18 protein-coding genes, 3 tRNA genes and 2 rRNA genes are annotated in these 18,346 nt (G+C 57.6%); 6 read left to right on the plus strand and 17 right to left on the minus strand.

The genetic code is table 11. The features are described 5' to 3' along the window. Positions 1 to 22: 22 nt before the first annotated feature. The 4 genes from L6966_RS04220 to L6966_RS04235 all read right to left on the minus strand — a co-directional run bounded on the left by L6966_RS04220 (position 23) and on the right by L6966_RS04235 (position 3,014). Positions 23 to 238: a hypothetical protein gene (locus tag L6966_RS04220; RefSeq protein WP_083090932.1), complete on the minus strand. Its 216-nt coding sequence runs from the start codon at positions 236 to 238 to the stop codon at positions 23 to 25. Positions 239 to 260: 22 nt separating this feature from the next. After that, positions 261 to 647 (minus strand): hypothetical protein, encoded by a 387-nt coding sequence (locus L6966_RS04225; protein ID WP_083090933.1) that lies wholly within the window; start codon positions 645 to 647, stop codon positions 261 to 263. 297 nt (positions 648 to 944) lie between these two features. Continuing rightward, complete coding sequence (bioB, locus tag L6966_RS04230) at positions 945 to 2,180, minus strand: biotin synthase BioB (protein WP_237232921.1); 1,236 nt, start codon at positions 2,178 to 2,180, stop codon at positions 945 to 947. A 138-nt stretch (positions 2,181 to 2,318) separates the two neighbouring features. Beyond that, a complete protein-coding gene (locus L6966_RS04235) occupies positions 2,319 to 3,014 on the minus strand; it encodes a hypothetical protein (protein ID WP_237232922.1) in 696 nt (231 codons plus the stop codon). 115 nt (positions 3,015 to 3,129) lie between these two features. Here L6966_RS04235 and L6966_RS04240 point away from each other — a divergent pair, with 115 nt between their 5' ends. The 4 genes from L6966_RS04240 (at position 3,130) to L6966_RS04255 (ending at position 5,904) form a co-directional block, all read left to right on the plus strand. Then, a complete protein-coding gene (locus L6966_RS04240; RefSeq protein WP_237232923.1) occupies positions 3,130 to 3,717 on the plus strand; it encodes a TetR/AcrR family transcriptional regulator in 588 nt (195 codons plus the stop codon). Then, positions 3,701 to 5,074, plus strand: coding sequence for a galactokinase (locus tag L6966_RS04245; protein ID WP_237224873.1), 1,374 nt, complete (start codon positions 3,701 to 3,703; stop codon positions 5,072 to 5,074). The genes L6966_RS04240 and L6966_RS04245 overlap by 17 nt, the downstream gene beginning before the upstream one ends. Positions 5,075 to 5,455: 381 nt before the next feature. Further along, positions 5,456 to 5,653 carry a CsbD family protein gene (locus L6966_RS04250; RefSeq protein ID WP_083090938.1) on the plus strand — a complete coding sequence of 66 codons (198 nt, stop codon included), beginning with the start codon at positions 5,456 to 5,458 and terminating at the stop codon, positions 5,651 to 5,653. Positions 5,654 to 5,691: 38 nt separating this feature from the next. Continuing rightward, positions 5,692 to 5,904: a hypothetical protein gene (locus tag L6966_RS04255; protein WP_237232924.1), complete on the plus strand. Its 213-nt coding sequence runs from the start codon at positions 5,692 to 5,694 to the stop codon at positions 5,902 to 5,904. A gap of 216 nt (positions 5,905 to 6,120) precedes the next feature. Here L6966_RS04255 and L6966_RS04260 read toward each other — a convergent pair whose 3' ends face one another. Both L6966_RS04260 and L6966_RS04265 read right to left on the minus strand, forming a co-directional pair. Beyond that, on the minus strand, positions 6,121 to 6,744 hold the full coding sequence (locus L6966_RS04260; RefSeq protein WP_237232925.1) for a rhomboid family intramembrane serine protease: 624 nt from the start codon (positions 6,742 to 6,744) through the stop codon (positions 6,121 to 6,123). A 274-nt stretch (positions 6,745 to 7,018) separates the two neighbouring features. Continuing rightward, positions 7,019 to 7,543 (minus strand): peptidylprolyl isomerase, encoded by a 525-nt coding sequence (locus L6966_RS04265; protein ID WP_237232926.1) that lies wholly within the window; start codon positions 7,541 to 7,543, stop codon positions 7,019 to 7,021. Between the two features lie 254 nt (positions 7,544 to 7,797). Between L6966_RS04265 and L6966_RS04270 the strand changes: the two genes are divergently transcribed. After that, a complete protein-coding gene (locus tag L6966_RS04270; RefSeq protein ID WP_237232927.1) occupies positions 7,798 to 8,622 on the plus strand; it encodes a class I SAM-dependent methyltransferase in 825 nt (274 codons plus the stop codon). Positions 8,623 to 9,381: 759 nt separating this feature from the next. Then, on the plus strand, positions 9,382 to 9,936 hold the full coding sequence (locus L6966_RS04275) for a hypothetical protein (RefSeq protein ID WP_083090942.1): 555 nt from the start codon (positions 9,382 to 9,384) through the stop codon (positions 9,934 to 9,936). 335 nt (positions 9,937 to 10,271) lie between these two features. Here L6966_RS04275 and rrf (L6966_RS04280) read toward each other — a convergent pair. The 11 genes from rrf (L6966_RS04280) to L6966_RS04330 form a co-directional block, all read right to left on the minus strand. Then, positions 10,272 to 10,388 (minus strand): 5S ribosomal RNA (rrf, locus tag L6966_RS04280). A gap of 3 nt (positions 10,389 to 10,391) precedes the next feature. Then, positions 10,392 to 10,464 (minus strand) — tRNA-Ala (locus L6966_RS04285). Positions 10,465 to 10,587: 123 nt separating this feature from the next. Beyond that, positions 10,588 to 11,322, minus strand: coding sequence for an ATP-binding cassette domain-containing protein (locus tag L6966_RS04290; RefSeq protein ID WP_083091842.1), 735 nt, complete (start codon positions 11,320 to 11,322; stop codon positions 10,588 to 10,590). Between the two features lie 251 nt (positions 11,323 to 11,573). Then, positions 11,574 to 11,690: ribosomal RNA gene (rrf, locus tag L6966_RS04295) — 5S ribosomal RNA — on the minus strand. 3 nt (positions 11,691 to 11,693) lie between these two features. Next, positions 11,694 to 11,766 (minus strand) — tRNA-Ala (locus L6966_RS04300). Between the two features lie 12 nt (positions 11,767 to 11,778). Further along, positions 11,779 to 11,886 carry a DLW-39 family protein gene (locus tag L6966_RS04305; RefSeq protein ID WP_219336344.1) on the minus strand — a complete coding sequence of 36 codons (108 nt, stop codon included), beginning with the start codon at positions 11,884 to 11,886 and terminating at the stop codon, positions 11,779 to 11,781. A 35-nt stretch (positions 11,887 to 11,921) separates the two neighbouring features. Continuing rightward, positions 11,922 to 11,995 (minus strand) — tRNA-Ile (locus L6966_RS04310). A 190-nt stretch (positions 11,996 to 12,185) separates the two neighbouring features. Beyond that, on the minus strand, positions 12,186 to 12,683 hold the full coding sequence (locus L6966_RS04315; protein WP_237232928.1) for a DUF3566 domain-containing protein: 498 nt from the start codon (positions 12,681 to 12,683) through the stop codon (positions 12,186 to 12,188). Continuing rightward, positions 12,673 to 15,324, minus strand: a complete 2,652-nt coding sequence (gene gyrA / locus L6966_RS04320) for a DNA gyrase subunit A (RefSeq protein WP_237232929.1) — start codon at positions 15,322 to 15,324, stop codon at positions 12,673 to 12,675. Before gyrA ends, L6966_RS04315 begins: the two co-directional genes overlap by 11 nt. 75 nt (positions 15,325 to 15,399) lie before the next feature. Beyond that, positions 15,400 to 17,427 (minus strand): DNA topoisomerase (ATP-hydrolyzing) subunit B, encoded by a 2,028-nt coding sequence (gyrB, locus tag L6966_RS04325; protein WP_083091533.1) that lies wholly within the window; start codon positions 17,425 to 17,427, stop codon positions 15,400 to 15,402. A gap of 309 nt (positions 17,428 to 17,736) precedes the next feature. After that, the gene (locus tag L6966_RS04330) at positions 17,737 to 18,342 is read right to left on the minus strand and encodes a DciA family protein (RefSeq protein ID WP_083091535.1); all 606 of its coding nucleotides are present in this window, start codon (positions 18,340 to 18,342) and stop codon (positions 17,737 to 17,739) included. Positions 18,343 to 18,346: the final 4 nt, after the last annotated feature.

An 18,346-nucleotide genomic window follows, 5' to 3' on the forward strand; every position in this document is an offset into this window, starting at 1 on the left:
GTCTTGGCACTAACTCCCGGGCTTATTGGTTGGCTTTGGGTATGGTTCCGGTGCGCTGGGCCTTGTAGAGCTGTTCGCGGTTGGCTAAAATAACCAGGGCCAGGGAGTTGAGGGCCAGACCAACAATAAAGATAATCCAGCCCACGACCATCAGAGAGGTACCGCTCAATATTGCGCCCACAATGAGCGCAACCACTGAGACCAGATAGGCCGGCGAAAGAAGAAAACGGGTATCCATGGGTTACCTCACCGTCTGATGGTTAGCGGACGTGGGGGCGGGGCGAGCGAGCTCGGGGGCGGAAGATACGGTTATCAGTGGGGTTCTCGGCAGAGACTACCTGGTGAGATTCGGTGACGGCCTCCGGCTCACCGTCCTGAGCACCCTCAGGCTGACTCCCCTGCTCCTCGTCCACAGGCTCACCCTCTTGGGCCCCATTACCTTGACCGGCAATGAGAGCCGGGAGGGGGCCACCCTTAACGCGCTGAATCATAATGAGGGTGGCAAAAATATTCAGAGCAACACCGCCCAGCAGGGCTCCCCAGCCCAGCACTAAAACCCAAGTTGTACTCATACCGATCATCAGAGCACCCACACAGACAGCTACCAGTGATGTGAAGTAGGCGGGCGAGAGGTCTTTGGTGTTCATGGGTCCTGATTCTACGAGGTGTATGAGAGGGGTATCACGTATCTTTATCTTCTATGAAACAAAGAATATAAAGCCGGGGCTCCCTCGTATTCCCTAAATACATTCCTAGGGCACGATTACAGCCACACGTGCAGTGACACTTATTCATAGTAGGTTAAGATTCTCAGAATTTCTTGAGTATCTGCTTGACGGTGCCTCATATCACCCCCAAGGCACCCGGTGAGACTGAGCACCCCGGTGTGCTGCCTCAACCACCTCGCGTCAGGGGTGGTGTTTGACTGTGGGCTGTGTGCCGAGCTAGAAGTTGGGCGCGGTTCCCGTCCCAACACCTCGGCGGCGAATCTCGGGAACAACCACCTGGGGCGCACGCAGGTTAGCGGAGCGAACGCCAGCCCCAGCCTCCCCTGCGAGCGCATGAGTACCGCAGGCCCCAGAGCTACACCCACCACAACCGCCAGACGCCCCGCAGGGAGCGGGCGCTGTTGCGGTTTCTTGAGCAAGGTCTACGCCGTGGGCGCGCAGGTATTCCTCATGCTCAGCAACCAGGTCACGGTTTTCAGCGCCAAACACCACAAAACCACCGTCACGAATCATTCTCAGGTCATCGAGGGCCGACTGGCCGGTGGAGGTCAGGTAGTCCCCCAAAAAGAGGGAGTTAACCACGTGCAGAGCCAGAGGCTGGAGCGAACGCAGGTGCATTTCACGACCTCCCGCCATGCGGAGCTCTTTCTCGGGAGCAACCAGACGAACGGCTGCCAGTATCCGCAGGCAGCGCATGGGGGTGAGTTCCCAGGTGCCCGCCAGTGGGGTTCCCTCAAAGGGCATGAGGAAATTGACGGGAATGGAGTCGCCACCCAGGTCACGCAAGGCAAAAATAGCATCAACCAGTTGTTCGTCGGTTTCTTTCATGCCCACAATCAGTCCCGAACAGGCCGAGAGTCCGGCGGACTGGGCCTTATCGACGGTGGCGAGGCGGTCGGCATAGGTGTGGGTGGTGCAGATGTCTGCGTAGTGGTCTTCGCTGGTATTGAGGTTGTGGTTGTAGGCGTCCACTCCGGCCTGCTTGAGGCGGTCGGCCTGGCCGTCCTTAAGAATGCCGAGGCAGGCGCAGACCTCAACCTGCGGGTGTTCCTCTTTGAGTCCTTCGACCATGGTGGCAACTCGCTCCACGTCGCGGTCGGTGGGGCCTTTGCCGGAAGCGACCATGCAGACGCGAGAGGCACCGCCTGCAATACCGTAGCCGGCCTGTTTGACGGCCTCATCAGCTTTAATCCAGGAGTACTTGAGCACGTCAGCTTCGGATCCCAGACGCTGGGAGCAGTAGGTGCAGTCTTCGGGGCAGAGCCCGGATTTGAGATTGACCAGGTAGTTGACCTTGACGGTGTTGCCGAAGTAGTGGCGGCGCAGACGGGCGGCGGCATCGACCAGGGCAAAGGTTTGAGCGTCGGTGGCGGCCAGGGTGGCAAGAGCTTCGGAGCGGGTGGCTGGCTCACCAGTCAGCACGCGGTCAGCGATAGCAGAAAAGTCAGTCATAGAACCAGTCAACACCGTTTTTGAACAGTGTTCAAATTATCTAGGTTTATGACATCAGCTAGGTACCATTTGAGTCAGAAAAACCCACGAACTAGGTGGGTATTTCTGATTCAGATGGTACCTTTCACAAAAAGAGGGTTAGGAGCCGCAACCCCCAGAACCGCAGGCACAGTTACCCCCACACCCACCGGCCTTCGCACCTGCCAACGCTACCCGAGCGTAGGTTTCAACATCCTCAACACCCAAATCGCGCAGGAGCTCGGTGTACTCGGCAACCAGGTCTCGCTCCCCCGCCCCCGCAACGGTCAGCCCAGAACCCTTAATCAGCCTAAGGTCCTCATAAATCAGTTGGGGGCGGGCCGGGTCAACAATCAGCTCCAACGAATCAACAGCCCCCACAGCCAGCGGTTGTAAGGAGCGTAGAGCACCCTCCCGAGAAGGGCCCAGGTGTAAGCTAGCGGCCGGAGCAGTAATACGGGCCGCAGCAATCACGCGCAGGGCTTCCATGGGCACAAGCGCACCCTCGCCGGTCACAAAGTCCAGGGCTAGGGCTCCGGGGCGGTCAGCAGTATCGAGCAGGGAGACGGTGAGCTCCTCAGCATCCAGCGGCGCGGGCACTTCAAGGCGCACGGCCGCCGTCGGTATTCCCGGTGCACCCGGCAGGTTAAGCACAGTCACACCGGTACCAAAATAGATACCGCGTAGCTCTGCTGCATACTCTATGAGGGCAAAGGTGGCTGCGGGGCTGGCACCGAGCACGTTGTAGATATCAGTTTCAGTAGCGGCTTCGCCAGCGCGCAGGCGCCGGGTGAGATCTGAAAAATTGAGGGTCATGCAACCAATCTACTCCCCCACCCCGCGCCGGGCAGGGCATCGCCTCTCACCTCGCTGGGAGCGGACGGCCCGGTTGAGTACTTGCACCCGGGCGTCTGTGAGCGACAATAGGGAGGTGGCTTTAACCCGTGAGAAAATTCTTGAAACCGCCCTACAGGTGCTTCGCTCCTACAGCCTGGCCGACCTATCGATGCGCCGCCTGGCAACCGAGCTAGGCGTCGCCCCCGGTGCACTTTACTATCACGTGAGAAATAAACAGGAACTTCTGGCATCTCTGGCCTCGCGCCTGCTGGCCGGAGTGACGCTAGAGCGGGAGGTGGCGCATTCACTTACGGCTCCCTTGGTTGTAGCCGGTGAAAACCTCTACCAAAAACTTATTCCAGTTAAGGAATCTTCCGAAGTCATACGACTAGCCTTGGCCTTTCAACCCGTGATAGAAGATTCCGACCGGCTCACTCTACGTGACGAGTTCGAAGACTACTTCACACGGGTGCTGGGCACAGCGCAGCCAGCCCTAGCCGCTGACTCCCTGCTTCACCTAGCCCTTAGCTTCATTGAGCAGGAGCAAACCCGAGCCCTCTTAACCGGCGGTGACCCGCCGAAGCAACCACCGGCGTCCTACTCAACCGCCCTCACCGCCCTCATTGCGGGCTTTACCCCTCAATCCACCTCACAGAAAGACTCCCGTGACCCTTCGCGTTGAACCTTCCTGGGCAACCCTCCCCGACCATCATCAGCAGGTGGAGACTGCCCGTGCCGCCTTTCGTGAAAAATATGGTCAGGAGCCCGACGGCGTCTGGTCAGCCCCCGGCCGCCTCAACCTGCTCGGTGAGTATATCGACTTTTTAGGGGGTTCATGTCTGCCCATGCCCCTGCCCTACCGCACCTATGTGGCGGGCAAGCTACGCACTGACGGGGTGCTACGAGCCGCGTCCCTACAGATGCCCGGCGATGACCGTACTGTGGTGATTCGTGAGATTACTCCCGGCACCATCAAGGGCTGGTTCACCTATGTGGCCGGTGTGGCCTGGGCTATGAATCGTGAGGGTGGCAAGGACATCGCTCTGCCCCATCATTTTGGCGCTGACCTGCTCATCACTTCACAGGTTCCGGTGGGCGGCGGGCTATCCTCGTCCGCAGCAATTGAGTGCTCTACCGCCCTGGCCTTGCTAGATCTTTCCTGCCCCCTGCGGCAGGACTGCGACTGCACTGAGGCCCTTCCATCAGACCTCTCCCCCGTCAATGATGCGCTGCGTGCCCGCCTGGCCCAGGTCTGTATTCGGGCCGAGAACGAGGTGGCTGGGGCGCGCACTGGTGGCCTGGACCAGACTACGTCCCTGCGTTCAGCACCGGGCAAGGCACTGGTCATTGACTTTAGGGACTTCTCCATTCAGCCCCTGGCTGTTGATCTGGCTAGCGCCAATCTGGCCTGGCTAGTTATTAATACCAATACCCCACACGAGCTGGCCGGGGGTGAGTTCGCTGCCCGCCGCGCGGCTAATGAGGCTGTGACTGAGGCTATGAATCTCGATTTTCTGCGCAACGCCCTACCCCAGGATCTCACCTGCATCGGTTTATCCGAGCGTGAGGCCAAGCAGCGCCGTCTTGATTTGGTTGATCAGACCGTCAACCGTTCCCTGGTTGCGCTTGAGGAATCGGGCCGCACCCTGGACTTCCCGCGTGGTTGGGTGCGCCACACCCTGCACGACATGACATTGGTGGAGCGCGCCGCCCACCTGCTGTCAGCTACGGACGCCAGTGGGCAGGTTGACTGGGTTGAGCTGGGGCATCTGCTGACTGAGAGCTTCGTATCAATGCGCGATGAACTGCGGGTCTCACGCCCCGAGATTGACCTGGCCGTTGATATCTGTTTGAATGCTGGGTCTCTGGGTGCCCGCTTGGTGGGTGGCGGCTTTGGCGGGGCGGTCATGGCACTGATGCCTGCGCATCTGATTGAGAAAACCGCAGAGCAGGTGGCCCTAGCCTACGCCCAGGCTGGCTACGCCGACCCTGAGTTCTTACCCATGGTGGCGGGCTTCCCGGCAGACCGGGATCTCTAAAGCCCAGTCAGTCGGGTTAGATTACCTGTGGCTGAGGGCCGGTCTGGTGGCAGGTTCTGGATTGCTGTTGTGGGGCGGTTTGCGATTCTGTGCAACAGGGTAGGTATGGGGCGTCCTGACCACTTTCGAAACGTAGTTCCGGGTGGTTCGGTGGAGCCGTCCTGAGAAGTTAGAGTACACCCGCTGAGCCCTGGTGCAGGTAGCGGGGCGGGGAAATTTTTTGCGTGCCGGGGTTCGGGTGGCCTACTGGGTGGTCTTCAGAATTTTCTCAGCTTACTGGGTTTCTTTTTGCCGAGTTAGTGCGTAAACTTATCAATAAGGGAAGTATGCGAAGCATTGTTTACCCAACCCCGCAAATGCGATACATGAAAGGAACTCATCATGAGTGCAGGAGACAAGATTAAAAACGGCCTCGACAACCTCACTGGTAAGGCCAAGGAGGCCGGTGGCAAGCTGACCGGTAACGAGCGTCTTGAAGCTGAGGGCAAGGCTGACCAGGTTCAGGCACAGGCCCAAGATAAGGTTGATGACGCTAAGAACACCGTTGCTGGCATTAAGGACTCCTTTAAGAAGGACTAGATTCGCCTTGCTGTTTTTCGGGGAGACTACCAGGTTTGGTGGTCTCCCTTACTGTTATCTCAGGCCCGGCAGAATATCAAGCCGGTAGAGCCCTGGAGCCCGCTGATGCTACGAATGACGTGATTTACGTGAAGAGCGTTGCTGAGAGCAACGCCGTGGGGCCGATCGTCCGTACCAATGAGCGGTTTTTTGTTATCTCAGCTCAGCTCACCGCAGACTGTGGCGGAGCCGATCGGGCAGCAGGCAAATAGAAGAAGCATGTTTTTTGAAATTACAGGTTCTCTACACCCTGCAGATAGAAGTTATCCACAGATGGGGATAAATCTGGGGAAACCTCTTACACCAGTGTAATTACGTACCCCAACAAGAGCCTACAGGCGCTCTACACAGGTTTTTAACACCTGTGGAATTACAATGATGTTCTTATTAACAACTGTGGATAAGTTCTGTGGATATCGGTCTTTACCTTACTTAGCAGGACGCCCGCTACGGCTTCCTGAGGTGGGTATACGATCTAACAGAGCCGCTGTTACAGCACCCGTCACTAGACCACCCAGATGCGCTTCCCACGAGATTCCGGGCATAATAAAACCAAAGACAAAGTTCACGGCCACCAGAATCAGAATGCTACTGGTGCTCTGTTTCCGTGCACGGGCTAAAGCGAAAAAGGCTCCAAAGAGACCAAACACACCGCCAGATGCTCCCAAAGTGCTAATCATCATGTCTCCCATCATCGAGGAAAACAGGTGTACAGCTATTGACCCACCAAGAATTGAGAGCAGGTAGGTGACCAGAAACTTCCACCTACCCATGAGCGGTTCTAGAGCCTGCCCAAAAAGATAGAGGGTAAACATGTTAAGTAGTAGGTGAGTGATGTTAGTGGGTGAATGCAAAAAGCCCGATGTCAGTAGCCGGTGCCACTCCCCCGTTGTCTCAACATAAAGCGGGTTATAGATGCCAGCAACCGTCACCGAGTCGAAGAAGAACTGTAAAACCCACACCACCACATTTATACCGATAAGTGCATATGTAATAGTGGGAGCTGTTTTTGCGTAGTGCACTTTGGGTGTTGCGGCTTGCGCAGCTGCCATGCAGTCCACACACATCATGCCCACCTCACGCGGAACCTGACAAAGCCCACAGGCCAGCCGACCGCAACGTCCGCACCGTACATAGGTCACCTGATTGGGGTGCCGCGGGCACACAGAAATATCCCCACTGCTGTACCCATAACCGCCGGGGTTGCTACCTCTGCCTGCCTGCTCGCTCACGGGCGTCCTTTCGTCTGCGGCCGCACGCCGCTTGTACTGAGGTAGAGCAAAGGCCCACCCTCACGGGCGGGCCTTGCACTAACCTGTGTAAGGTTTAGAGCTCTTCAATATCGATGGAAGAAATGACCACGTCTTCAACGGGGCGGTCCATAGCGCCGGTTGCTACGCCTTCGATAGCGTCAACGACCTTCTTGGAGTCTTCATCTGCGACCTCACCGAAGATAGTGTGGCGGCCATTGAGCCAGGGGGTCTCAACGGTTGTGATGAAGAACTGGGAGCCGTTGGTGCCGGGGCCTGCGTTGGCCATGGCCAGCAGGTAGGGCTTGTTAAAGCTCAGTTCGGGGTGGATTTCGTCCTTGAACTGGTAGCCGGGGCCACCAATACCCTGGCCGAGAGGGTCGCCGCCCTGGATCATGAAGTCACGGATGATGCGGTGGAAGATGACGTCCTTGTAAAGGGGGCCATTCTGTACTTCGCCGGTGCGGGGGTGGCGCCATTCCTGGGTGCCGTCTGATAGGCCGATGAAGTTCTTGACGGTTGCCGGTGCGTGATTACCGAAGAGGTTAACGACGACATCACCGTGGTTGGTGTGAATAGTTGCTTTTGCAGTTGCAGTCATGCCCCTATTCTTGCACGCAGTGGGGCACGCCCGCTAGAGCGGTGGGTAGGCTTTTGCGGTCAGTGAAAGAGAAGGACGCCGGTGCGTCGCTCTCGCTACCTGAGTCACAAAAACACACACTGGCAGTCATCCCTGAAGGCGATAAACTCGTCCAATAAATACAAGAATCCATATAACAAGATAAATCTTCTCGCATTTTGAAAATAAGGTTTGGCTTGAGAGAATTACTGAACCCTAGAGAAAGTAGGTTCCCCTTGGCTTCCCGACCCTACACACACGGCCATGCACCGGCCGTCCTGCAGGCTCATCAGCAGCGCACAGCACAGAACTCGGCGGCCTATCTGCTCCCGTTTTTAGCCGCCGGCATGCATGTACTCGATATCGGTGCTGGCCCTGGAACTATCACCGCAGACTTCGCCCGCATCACGGGCAGGGTAACCGCCACAGAGATCGGTGAAGAGGAACTTTCCCTCTCGCAGCGCCACTTTGAACATCAGGGTCTCACGCCTGAAAACGGCATAGAGGCTTCCTTCTCCGTCGAAAATATCCGCTCACTGAGCTTTCCAGATTCTTCCTTCGATATTGTTCATGCACATCAGGTGATACAGCACATAGGGAACCCGGTTCTGGCTCTGCGCGAGATGGCACGAGTGGTAAAGCCCGGTGGTTATGTTGCTGTTTGTGACGCCGACTATGAGGGTTTCTTCTGGTTTGCCGATTCTGAGCACCTTACCCACTGGAGAGAGCTCTATCTTGAAGCTGCTCGAGCAAATGGTGGAGAACCCAGCGCAGGACGCCGCCTACCCGCTTACGCAGCTGAGGCAGGTTTGCGCGGTGCCCAGTTTTCTACTTCAACATGGACTTATACCGGTCCTGAGGCGCGCTGGCTGGCTGATTCATGGGCTATGAGACTGGAGGAATCAGCCTTAGGGCAACAGATAATTGAAACAGGCCTGTGCACTCACAGCGATTTGAATACTATAGCCTCAGGCTGGCGCAGGTGGGCACTCTCACCCGCTTCCGTCTTCGTGATGCCCCACGGAGAGATTCTCTGGCAGAAACCTATTCCTTCGCCCTAGGCTATTCCCACCTGTCTCAGTACGAAGCCCTATATTCCCGGCACCGTAAAGACCAGCGGCGAGCACATCGTCATCTGTGATTATCTGCTGGGTGGCAGAGTTCCAGATAGCCTGCCCCTGTTGCTGGATGAAGTAGGGGTAGCTCTGCGAGGCGGCGGTAGCTTTTTCGAGGGCACTTTCTACGTTGTGCCCGCCGGGGCTGCAGATGGGTTCTATGAAAGCCCGACGGGTTGCGTCAGGGTGAGAGTACCGGGCGGGATTGGGCAAAGCCCGGAGTGAGTGATATTTCGGCGATGGAGACGACGGCTCGCTGTGAGGCGTCCTCGCAGTTGACCTTCTTGGTCCGCGTAACTCGTGGTGGTCGGACCAACCACTCATCTGCACGGTAGAATGTAGTTGGCTTGAGCGCTCATTAGAAGATTTCACCGTGCTGAACTTGGATGAAAAAACCCACCAGGGAGAAACCTTGACCGGTGAGAAGTTCTGGCATATTTTCACCCTCATTGCACGACGTTGACGTTAGTCATGTAAAACAGAGTACCCTCCCGGCACTCAACATCGCACTCATGGAGGCACGATTCGGCGCTGGCGGCACCCTACAGACACGCTTAACTTTAGCGGGCAGAGAAACACGAGAGTTTTTGCGGTGGCTCAGAGAATTTTTCAGGTTTTAGAAAGTAAGCTGATACTAAAGGTAACTTGCCCTGCACCCCTCACCCGACAAGCGGGCTGAGGGGCGGGCATTCTCTGGAGGTAATCATGGCACTATGCAAGAAAAGTAAAGCTAAAAAGGCTCAGAAGCAGGCAGAAAAGTTCCTAGCCAAGGCCGCTAAAACCACCGGTAAGAAGGCTGACAAGCTAACCTCTCTAGCTGAGAAGAAGACCGCCCGCGCCAATAAGCTGACCGGTAAGAAGGTATCCCAGTTGCAGAAAGCTCAGACAACCTTGACTGATAAGATTCAGGCAAAAATTGACGATGCCACCCCCGCCGTTGAGAATGCTGTGGCTACTGCCCGCGTTAAGGCTGCCGACGTTGCCAGCACCGTTGCTGACAAGCTCGCAGACGCTGAAGTTCCTGTAGCGGCCCAGACTGTAGCCACTAAGGTCACCGGCGATAAGAAGGCCCTGAAGAAGGCTCAGAAGGCTGCTGTTAAGGCCGCTAAGGGTTACGCCAAGGAGCAGAAGAAGGCTTCTAAGGGCGGCAACAAGGGCCTGTTGGTCTTTGGTCTGCTGGTTGCTGGTGCTGTCGCTGGTGCAGCCGCTTTCAAGGCTTCTCGCCCCGTTGAGGATCCCTGGAAGACCCCCGCTGCCTAGTCCTCACACTTGCTCACGCGCGTCCGCCCCTCATTGATTGCGAGCGCGGACGCCCGGCCCCGGCTCCCACACAGGGAGGCCGGGGCCGTTTGTTTTAGGGGCCTTATTCTGACGGGGTAACCGCGAGCGTGCACCATATCGCTGAGCGTGCGCCCGCCATGTGCACGCTCAGCGATATCACGCACGCTCGCCAAAAGATGGCGCAGGGGCGGGACACACTTTTTATCCTCCAACCCGTCCTCCAACCCCAAAAGTGTGCCCACCCACACCCGAAAGAACCCCGCACACAAAAAGGAACCCCCAGTCTTTCAACTGGAGGTTCCCTACCAAATTTAATTCGGCGATGACCTACTCTCCCACACCGTCGCCAGTGCAGTACCATCGGCGCTAAGAGCCTTAACTTCCGGGTTCGGGATGGGACCGGGTGTTTCCCTCTTGCTATAATCACCGAAAAGTGGAGGCGAGGGGACTCGAACCCCTAACCCCCTGCTTGCAAAGCAGGTGCGCTACCAATTGCGCCACGCCCCCGTGGTGTTATGCTTCTACTTTACTACAGGTTTTTTGCACGCGCAAACCAATTCTATCAAATGCGCGGTTAGCTCCGCCACAGGTTTTAGGTTAAAACCTGAAAAACCGACTCTATACCCCGGTTTACCCCAGGTGGTGCAGGTACATCTCGGGGTCATCGAGCATATTGCGCCAGTGAACGGTCATATCAAGTTCAGCCCAGGCCAGCTGGCGCACGCCCCACTCCCCTATCTCCCACACCAGTTCATTGCAGTGCGTGGCAAGCGCAGCCAGGAGCGGACTGTGGGTACAAAGCACCACCTGCCCACCCCGTTCAAGGAAGGCAAGGACGCGGGCACACAGCTCTAGTTGCCCGGAGAAAGAGAGCCCCGATTCAGGTTCGTCAAGAATCCAGAGGCCATAGTCGTCAAAAGACTCTTCAAGCAAACGCTGGGCACCTTCCCCGTGCGAGAGGCGCAGAATATCGGTTGCCTGTTTCGATTCGAGACTAGCCAGGTGTTCCAGGTGTGCCAGCATTCCTTCAGCCCGCAGGAAGAGCCCTGCCCGGCGTCCTGCCGCGCCCCGCACAATCTGCAAGTCAGCCCCAAAAGCTGAGACCTGGTCAAAAGTGGGCCGGGAAACCCGGTTATCTCCGCCACCAAGCGGCAGGCCGTAGGCTTCTGCGATTGATTCAACCAGGGAGGATTTACCAGCCCCGTTTTCTCCCACGATAACTGTGAGCCGCCCAAAGGTGAGCCCGGCGAGCGCTGCCCGAGTCACAGCCAGGTGGTAGGGCCAGGTATGGGCGCGGACGCCAGTGAGCGGCTCCGCATCGCTGCGGGCGGTGATACTGCGGAGGGGAAGGTCGTTGAGCACCATACAAGGAACCCTACCGACAACCTCAGATCGAAACAAGACGTTCTATGGGCATCACCCCAGTGAGCGTGCACCATATCGCTGAGCGTGCACATGGCGGGCGCACGCTCAGCGATATGGTGCACGCTCGCCAAAAGATGGCGCAGGGGCGGGACACACTTTTCTGCCTATAACCCTATAACCCACACCCGAAAGAACCCCGCACACAAAAAGGAACCCCCAGTCTTTCAACTGGAGGTTCCCTACCAAATTTAATTCGGCGATGACCTACTCTCCCACACCGTCGCCAGTGCAGTACCATCGGCGCTAAGAGCCTTAACTTCCGGGTTCGGGATGGGACCGGGTGTTTCCCTCTTGCTATAATCACCGAAAAGTGGAGGCGAGGGGACTCGAACCCCTAACCCCCTGCTTGCAAAGCAGGTGCGCTACCAATTGCGCCACGCCCCCAACGGGTGCTACCTATGAAATTTTATCTGTAGCTTCTTCCCAAGTTCTTTTATTCTCCTGAGAATCCTTGACTGCCTTACCTGCAACCGCTGCTACTATGAAGGCGGTTGCAATGGCCATAAATCTCTTCATGCCAACCTTTCAGCCAAGGTGAGTGGGCGTACCAGGAATTGAACCTGGGACCTCTACATTATCAGTGTAGCGCTCTAACCGTCTGAGCTATACGCCCCCTTGTGTTCTTCAGAACGAGATATAACTTTACACAGGTTTCAAGACCTTGCCAAATCAAAAATCTATGTTCTAAATCACAGGCTTTGAGGGATTATTAAGGACGCTCACGGGTAGCTTGAGAGCCCGTGCGAGGTTCCCTGCAGTGAGGGCCCACCACCCACTCTTACTGTAAGTTCTGAGCCCCTGATTTATTCGTCGGTAAGAGTGACACCCACACCACCAACAAGCTTGGCCGCTACGTTATAGAGCATTGCAGCGAGGGTACCAAGCAAGGTGAAGAGGACGACGTTCACGACGGAGATAATGGTGCTGTAGAGAGCTATCTGACCGAGTGAAAGGTACTGAGAAATATCTACCGCGTCGCCGGTGGTACCCAGCAAGGTGAGCATGTCATTGAGGCTTTGGAAAGCACCGGTAGCCTGCATGACGAGCCATAGAATCACTGCGGCCACCACAGTGGCAATACCAATGGCTACAGAAAGCAGGAAGACCAGCTTGGCGACGGAGAAAGTATCTACCCTTGCAACGACCAGGCGGGCACGGCGAATCTTCGAGCGAGGAGCCGGGCGCACAAGGGGCTTACGCTGGCCACCTCCGGCAGGTGCCTGGTGTCGTGGTTTGCCTGAGGCTGCGCGCGGGGTGCCCGTGCGCGGCGCGGGCCGCGGTGCGGTGCTGTTAGTGCTCACTCTTACCTCCGTGTGCGTCTACGGTGTCGGCTACTGCCTGTAGGGTGTCGTTTTCTAAAGTTACTTCATCTGCCGGCTTTTCGGTGCTTTCTGCGCCGTTTTCGTCGGTGTTGTTTAACTCATCGATGTTGCGTTCATAGTTGCGGGCGACTTCGAGAATTTCATCGTTTTTGCCGGGCTTAGCGAAAATAACACCCATGGTGTCTCGCCCCTTGGCTGGCACTTCGGAAACTGAGGTACGCACGACCTTACCAGACTGCATAACGACCATAATCTCGTCCTCTTCACCCACGATGAGGCCGCCGACTAGCTCGCCGCGGTCTTCAGCCAGTTTGGCGACCTTGATGCCGAGGCCGCCACGACCCTGAACACGGTACTGGTCGATTCGGGTGCGTTTGGCATATCCGCCTGCGGTGACCACGAAGACGAAAGAATCATCGGTGACCACATTCATGGAGAGCAGTTCGTCTCCGTCACGGAATTTCATGCCGGTCACACCGGAGGTTGCGCGACCCATGGGGCGCAGGGCCTCATCGGTGGCAGTGAAGCGTAGGGATTGACCCTGGCGGGAGATGAGGATGAGGTCGTCCTCAGCGCTGGCCAGCTGCGCTGAGACCAGCTCGTCACCGTCGCGCAGGTTGATGGCGATGACGCCGGCGGCGCGGTTGGTGTCATAATCTGAGAGGGCAGTCTTTTTGACTAGGCCATTCTTGGTGGCAAGTACCAGGTAAGGGGCGTCCTCATAGGATTTGAGCTCCATGACCTTGGCGATGGTTTCCTCCGGCTGGAAGGCTAGCAGGTTAGCCACGTGTTGCCCCTTGGCATCACGGCCAGCTTCCATGAGTTCATAGGCCTTGGTGCGGTACACACGGCCCAGATTGGTGAAGAAGAGAATCCAGGAGTGGGTGGAGGTGACGAAGAAGTGCTGGACGACGTCGTCCCCGCGTAGCGAAGCACCCTTGATGCCCTTGCCTCCGCGATGCTGGGAGCGGTACTGGTCGCTGCGAGTGCGCTTGACGTAGCCGCCGCGGGTGATGGTGACGACCATTTCTTCCTCGGGGATGAGGTCCTCCATCGACATATCACCGTCGTAACCCATGAGGATCTTGGTGCGGCGCTCGTCGCCAAAGCGGGCAACGATTTCAGCCAATTCTTCAGAGATGATGGAGCGCTGGCGGTCCTCTGAGGCGATAATCGCGTTGTACTCGTCAATCATGCGCATGAGTTCTGCGTGACGGTCCTGAATCTTCTGACGTTCCAGGGCGGCCAGGCGGCGCAGCTGCATATTGAGGATAGCCTGGGCCTGGGCCTCGTCAATGTCGAGGAAGTCCATCAGGGCTGTGCGTGCTTCGTCAGCGGTGGGTGAGCGACGAATGAGCGCGATGACCTCATCGAGGGCATCGAGGGCCTTGAGTAGGCCGCGCAGGATATGCGCCTCTTCTTCGGCCTGACGCAGGCGGTAGCGGGTGCGGCGCACAATGACTTCGAGCTGGTGGTTGACCCAGTGGCGGATGAAGGCATCCAGCGAGAGGGTGCGGGGCACACCGTCCACAATAGCCAGCATATTGGCGGAGAAGTTTTCCTGCAGCTGGGTGTGCTTGTAGAGGTTGTTCAGCACCACCTTGGGCACAGCGTCGCGCTTGAGGACGATGACCAGGCGCTGGCCGGTACGGCCGGAGGTTTCGTCGCGCAGGTCGGCGATACCGGTGATCTTGCCGTCCTTGACCAGTTCAGCAATCTTGATGGCCAGGTTATCGGGGTTGGCCTGGTAGGGCAGCTCGGTGACGACCAGGCAGGTGCGGCCCTGAATCTCTTCAACATTGACTACAGCGCGCATGGTGATGGAGCCGCGGCCGGTGCGGTAGGCATTCTCGATACCCTTATGCCCCAAGATAGTGGCACCGGTGGGGAAGTCGGGGCCCTTAATGCGGGCAATAAGGGCTTCAAGCAACTCTTCGTTGGAGGCCTCGGGGTTCTGCAGGAACCACTGCACACCGTCAGCAACCTCACGCAGATTGTGCGGGGGAATATTGGTGGCCATACCGACCGCAATACCGGATGAGCCGTTGACCAGCAGGTTGGGAATACGAGAGGGCAGGACGACCGGCTCCTGGTTCTTGCCGTCGTAGTTGGGCTGGAAGTCCACGGCGTCCTCGTTGATGTCTCGCACCATTTCGAGGGCCAGGGGGGCCATCTTAGTTTCGGTGTAGCGGGGGGCCGCAGCACCGTCATTGCCGGGGGAGCCGAAGTTACCCTGGCCAAGAGCCAGGGGGTAGCGCATGACCCAGTCCTGGATTAGACGGACCAGGGTGTCGTAGATAGGGGCGTCGCCGTGGGGGTGGTATTGGCCCATAACTTCACCGACCACGCGGGCGCACTTGTTGAAGGAGCGCTCGGGGCGGTAGCCGCCGTCGTACATGGCGTAGATGACGCGGCGGTGCACAGGCTTGAGACCATCGCGCACGTCGGGCAGGGCGCGGCCGATAATGACGGCCATGGCGTAATCCAGGTAGGAGCGCTCCATCTCGGAGCGCAGGTCGACAACCTCAACGTTACCGCCGGCCGGTGCCGGGGTTGCATCGGTTGCAACGATATCGCCCTCAATGGGCTGGGGTGAGCTGGTGGTGTTCTCGTCGCTCATAAATTCCTCTGTTCGTATCCTTGACTTCTTTTATTCCCTAAAGGTTATATAGCGCATTTTTCATGCGAAAACCCTTTAGATATCAAGGAAGCGGATGTCCTTTGCGTTCTGCTGGATAAATTCTCGGCGGGCCTCGACGTCCTCACCCATTAGGACGGAGAAGATCTGGTCGGCCGCCGCGGCGTCCTCCATCTTGACCTGCAGGAGGGTGCGACGCTCGGGGTCCATGGTGGTATCCCAGAGCTCGGCGTAGTCCATCTCGCCCAGACCCTTGTAGCGCTGGATGCCGTTGTCCTTGGGCAGGCGCTGGTTCTTGGCGTAGCCGGCTTCCAGGGCGGCGTCGCGCTCGGCGTCAGAGAATACGTAGTCGTGCGGGGCATTGGACCACTTGATGCGGTAGAGCGGGGGCTGGGCCAGGTAGACGTAGCCGGCTTCGATGAGCGGACGCATGTAGCGGAAGAGCAGGGTCAGCAGCAGGGTGGTGATGTGCTGGCCGTCCACGTCCGCGTCCGCCATGAGAACAACCTTGTGGTAGCGGGCCTTCTCAATGTCGAAGTCCTCACCAATACCGGTGCCAAAGGCGGTAATCAGCGACTGGATTTCAGCGTTGGACAGGGCGCGGTCAAGGCGAGCGCGCTCCACATTCAGCACCTTACCGCGCAGGGGCAGGATGGCCTGGGTTTCGGGGTTACGGCCGCGCACGGCTGAACCTCCCGCAGAGTCACCCTCCACCAGGTAAATCTCTGAAATCGAGGGATCCTTGGAGGAGCAGTCCTTGAGCTTACCGGGCATGGAACCGGTTTCGAGCAGGCCCTTGCGGCGGGTGGTTTCGCGGGCCTTGCGGGCAGCCAGACGGGCCTGCGCTGCGGTAATAGCCCGGCGGACGATTTCCTTGCCGGTTCCGGGGTTGCGCTCCAGCCAGTCGCCCAGCTGATCCATGGTTTCACGCTGTACGAAGGCCTTAGCTTCGGAGTTACCCAGCTTGGTCTTGGTCTGACCCTCGAACTGGGGCTCAGAAATTTTGACGGAGACTACAGCGGTCAGGCCCTCGCGCACATCCTCACCGGTCAGGTTGTCGTCCTTCTCGCGCAGGAGCTTGTTGTCGCGGGCAAAGCGGTTGATGAGCGTGGTCAGCGCAGCGCGGAAGCCCTCTTCGTGGGTGCCACCTTCGTGGGTATTGATGGTGTTGGCATAGGTATGCACTGATTCCTTGTAGGCGGTGGTCCACTGCATGGCCACCTCTAGGCTCATCATGCGGTCGGTGTCTTCGGTTTCGAAGGCGATAATATCACCGTGCACAGTCGTGAGTTTCTTGGAGGTATTCAAGAAGTTCACATAGTCGAAGAGGCCGTCCTTATACATGTAGGTAACAGTCTTGTGACCGTCAGAATCGGCACCCACCTGGTTGAGGGGCAGAGTCGCAGGTTTCTCTTCACCGGTTACTTCATCGCCCTCGTGCATCTCACGTTCGTCGGTAAGTTGAATAGTCAGGCCCTTGTTGAGGAAGGCCATCTGCTGAAAGCGGGCACGCAGGGTCTCGAAATCAAAGTCGACGGTTTCAAAAATTTCGGGGTCAGGGTAGAAAATTTGGGTGGTACCCGTTTCGTCAGTCGCTTCTCCGCGGGTCAGCGGTTTGACGGTGTGCCCACCGTTGGCATAGCTGATGTGCCAGGTGTAGCCCTGGCGGCGCACCTCGGTTTCGACCTTGGTAGAGAGCGCGTTGACAACGGAGATGCCAACGCCATGAAGGCCGCCTGAAACGGCGTATCCGCCGCCACCGAACTTACCGCCTGCGTGAAGAATAGTCATAACAACTTCAACAGTCGGTTTCTTCTCGGTGGGGTGCTCATCGACGGGAATACCGCGGCCATTATCAGCGACACGGACGGCACCGTCCTTCTGGATGACAACCTCAATCAGGTCAGCATACCCGGCCAGTGCCTCGTCAACGGAGTTATCGACGACCTCATAGACCAGGTGGTGCAGGCCGCGTTCACCGGTTGAACCAATGTACATACCAGGGCGCTTGCGCACGGCTTCGAGGCCTTCAAGCACCGTGATATCGGCAGCACCGTATTCGTGGGAGGTTTCTTCAGTTGCCACTGGTAGTTAGGCTCCTTGCATGATCGGTCTCGCGCCGACCGGCAGGGGAGCAGACGCCCGCAGCGTGAGCTCGAAGGGCATATGAACGGTACCTACAGGTGGGCGCGCGTATTCTTCCCCAATTCTACCGCACAGGGGTGTTTTTGAGTCATTTATGGCTTCTTTTTGAGGGTGAACCCACCCAGAAAGGGCAAAAAAGCCCCTGGGAGCGAACTGACCCCTTATGGTGTAGGCTCACACAGCTTGAGGGGTCAAGAACCGCAGAGGCGATTTTGGGGTTTTATTTTACTCGGACGGGTGCCCAGGGTTTTATCCGTAGGTGTCTCGGGGCCCGCGCCCACCGGGGGCCACGCGGCGTCCTTTCTTCCAGGAGGGGGCAGTCGGCCCAAAGGCACGCACGTCAGTCACAATCTCATCGCCAAGCTCGCTATTGAAGCGGCGCATAATGTCGTACTTCATTTGACGAACCTGCACTGCCCAAGCCGTTGACTCACAGCGCACGGTAAGAACACCACCCTCAAAAGTTTCTGGTATTGCCTTACACGCCAAAGAAGGCCCTGCAATCTGATCCCAGCGGGCTAAAACTGAAGAGACAGCTAGGGGAGTGGTCCAGCCGCGCTCCATAATGACGCGATTTAGCAGACCGGCCAAGCTCTGTGGATCGCGGCTGCTCGGCCCGGCCTCACTGTAACCACCGAGTTGACTGACGCCATTTTCACTGCTGAAGCGGCGCACCTTTGGGCCCGATTCTACCTTCATAGCCCGACCAAAATCCTTGATGATTTTGCGGCCAGCTGCACCCTGGACACGGTGCTCACCCCGAGCTTCTTTGGCAGCACGAATTCGGCTGAGTAGGGCGTGAGGGGCATCCACCCCCTCCGCTAAATACATCTCATCAGACATAGAATCACCCATAGTT

The sequence above is a fragment of the Rothia nasisuis genome, assembly GCF_928381405.1.
Lineage (GTDB): Bacteria > Actinomycetota > Actinomycetes > Actinomycetales > Micrococcaceae > Rothia > Rothia nasisuis.

What these genes read in the sequence shown, in the direction of transcription:
- L6966_RS04250 (WP_083090938.1), top strand. Translation starts at nt 5,456, where the DNA reads ATGAGTGCAGGAGACAAGATTAAAAACGGCCTCGACAACCTCACTGGT.
- L6966_RS04235 (WP_237232922.1), bottom strand. Translation starts at nt 3,014, where the DNA reads ATGACCCTCAATTTTTCAGATCTCACCCGGCGCCTGCGCGCTGGCGAA.
- L6966_RS04305 (WP_219336344.1), bottom strand. Translation starts at nt 11,886, where the DNA reads ATGGCCATTGCAACCGCCTTCATAGTAGCAGCGGTTGCAGGTAAGGCA.
- L6966_RS04265 (WP_237232926.1), bottom strand. Translation starts at nt 7,543, where the DNA reads ATGACTGCAACTGCAAAAGCAACTATTCACACCAACCACGGTGATGTC.
- L6966_RS04260 (WP_237232925.1), bottom strand. Translation starts at nt 6,744, where the DNA reads ATGGCAGCTGCGCAAGCCGCAACACCCAAAGTGCACTACGCAAAAACA.
- bioB (WP_237232921.1), bottom strand. Translation starts at nt 2,180, where the DNA reads ATGACTGACTTTTCTGCTATCGCTGACCGCGTGCTGACTGGTGAGCCA.
- L6966_RS04225 (WP_083090933.1), bottom strand. Translation starts at nt 647, where the DNA reads ATGAACACCAAAGACCTCTCGCCCGCCTACTTCACATCACTGGTAGCT.
- L6966_RS04290 (WP_083091842.1), bottom strand. Translation starts at nt 11,322, where the DNA reads ATGGTGCTCAACGACCTTCCCCTCCGCAGTATCACCGCCCGCAGCGAT.
- L6966_RS04275 (WP_083090942.1), top strand. Translation starts at nt 9,382, where the DNA reads ATGGCACTATGCAAGAAAAGTAAAGCTAAAAAGGCTCAGAAGCAGGCA.
- L6966_RS04330 (WP_083091535.1), bottom strand. Translation starts at nt 18,342, where the DNA reads ATGGGTGATTCTATGTCTGATGAGATGTATTTAGCGGAGGGGGTGGAT.
- L6966_RS04220 (WP_083090932.1), bottom strand. Translation starts at nt 238, where the DNA reads ATGGATACCCGTTTTCTTCTTTCGCCGGCCTATCTGGTCTCAGTGGTT.
- gyrA (WP_237232929.1), bottom strand. Translation starts at nt 15,324, where the DNA reads ATGAGCGACGAGAACACCACCAGCTCACCCCAGCCCATTGAGGGCGAT.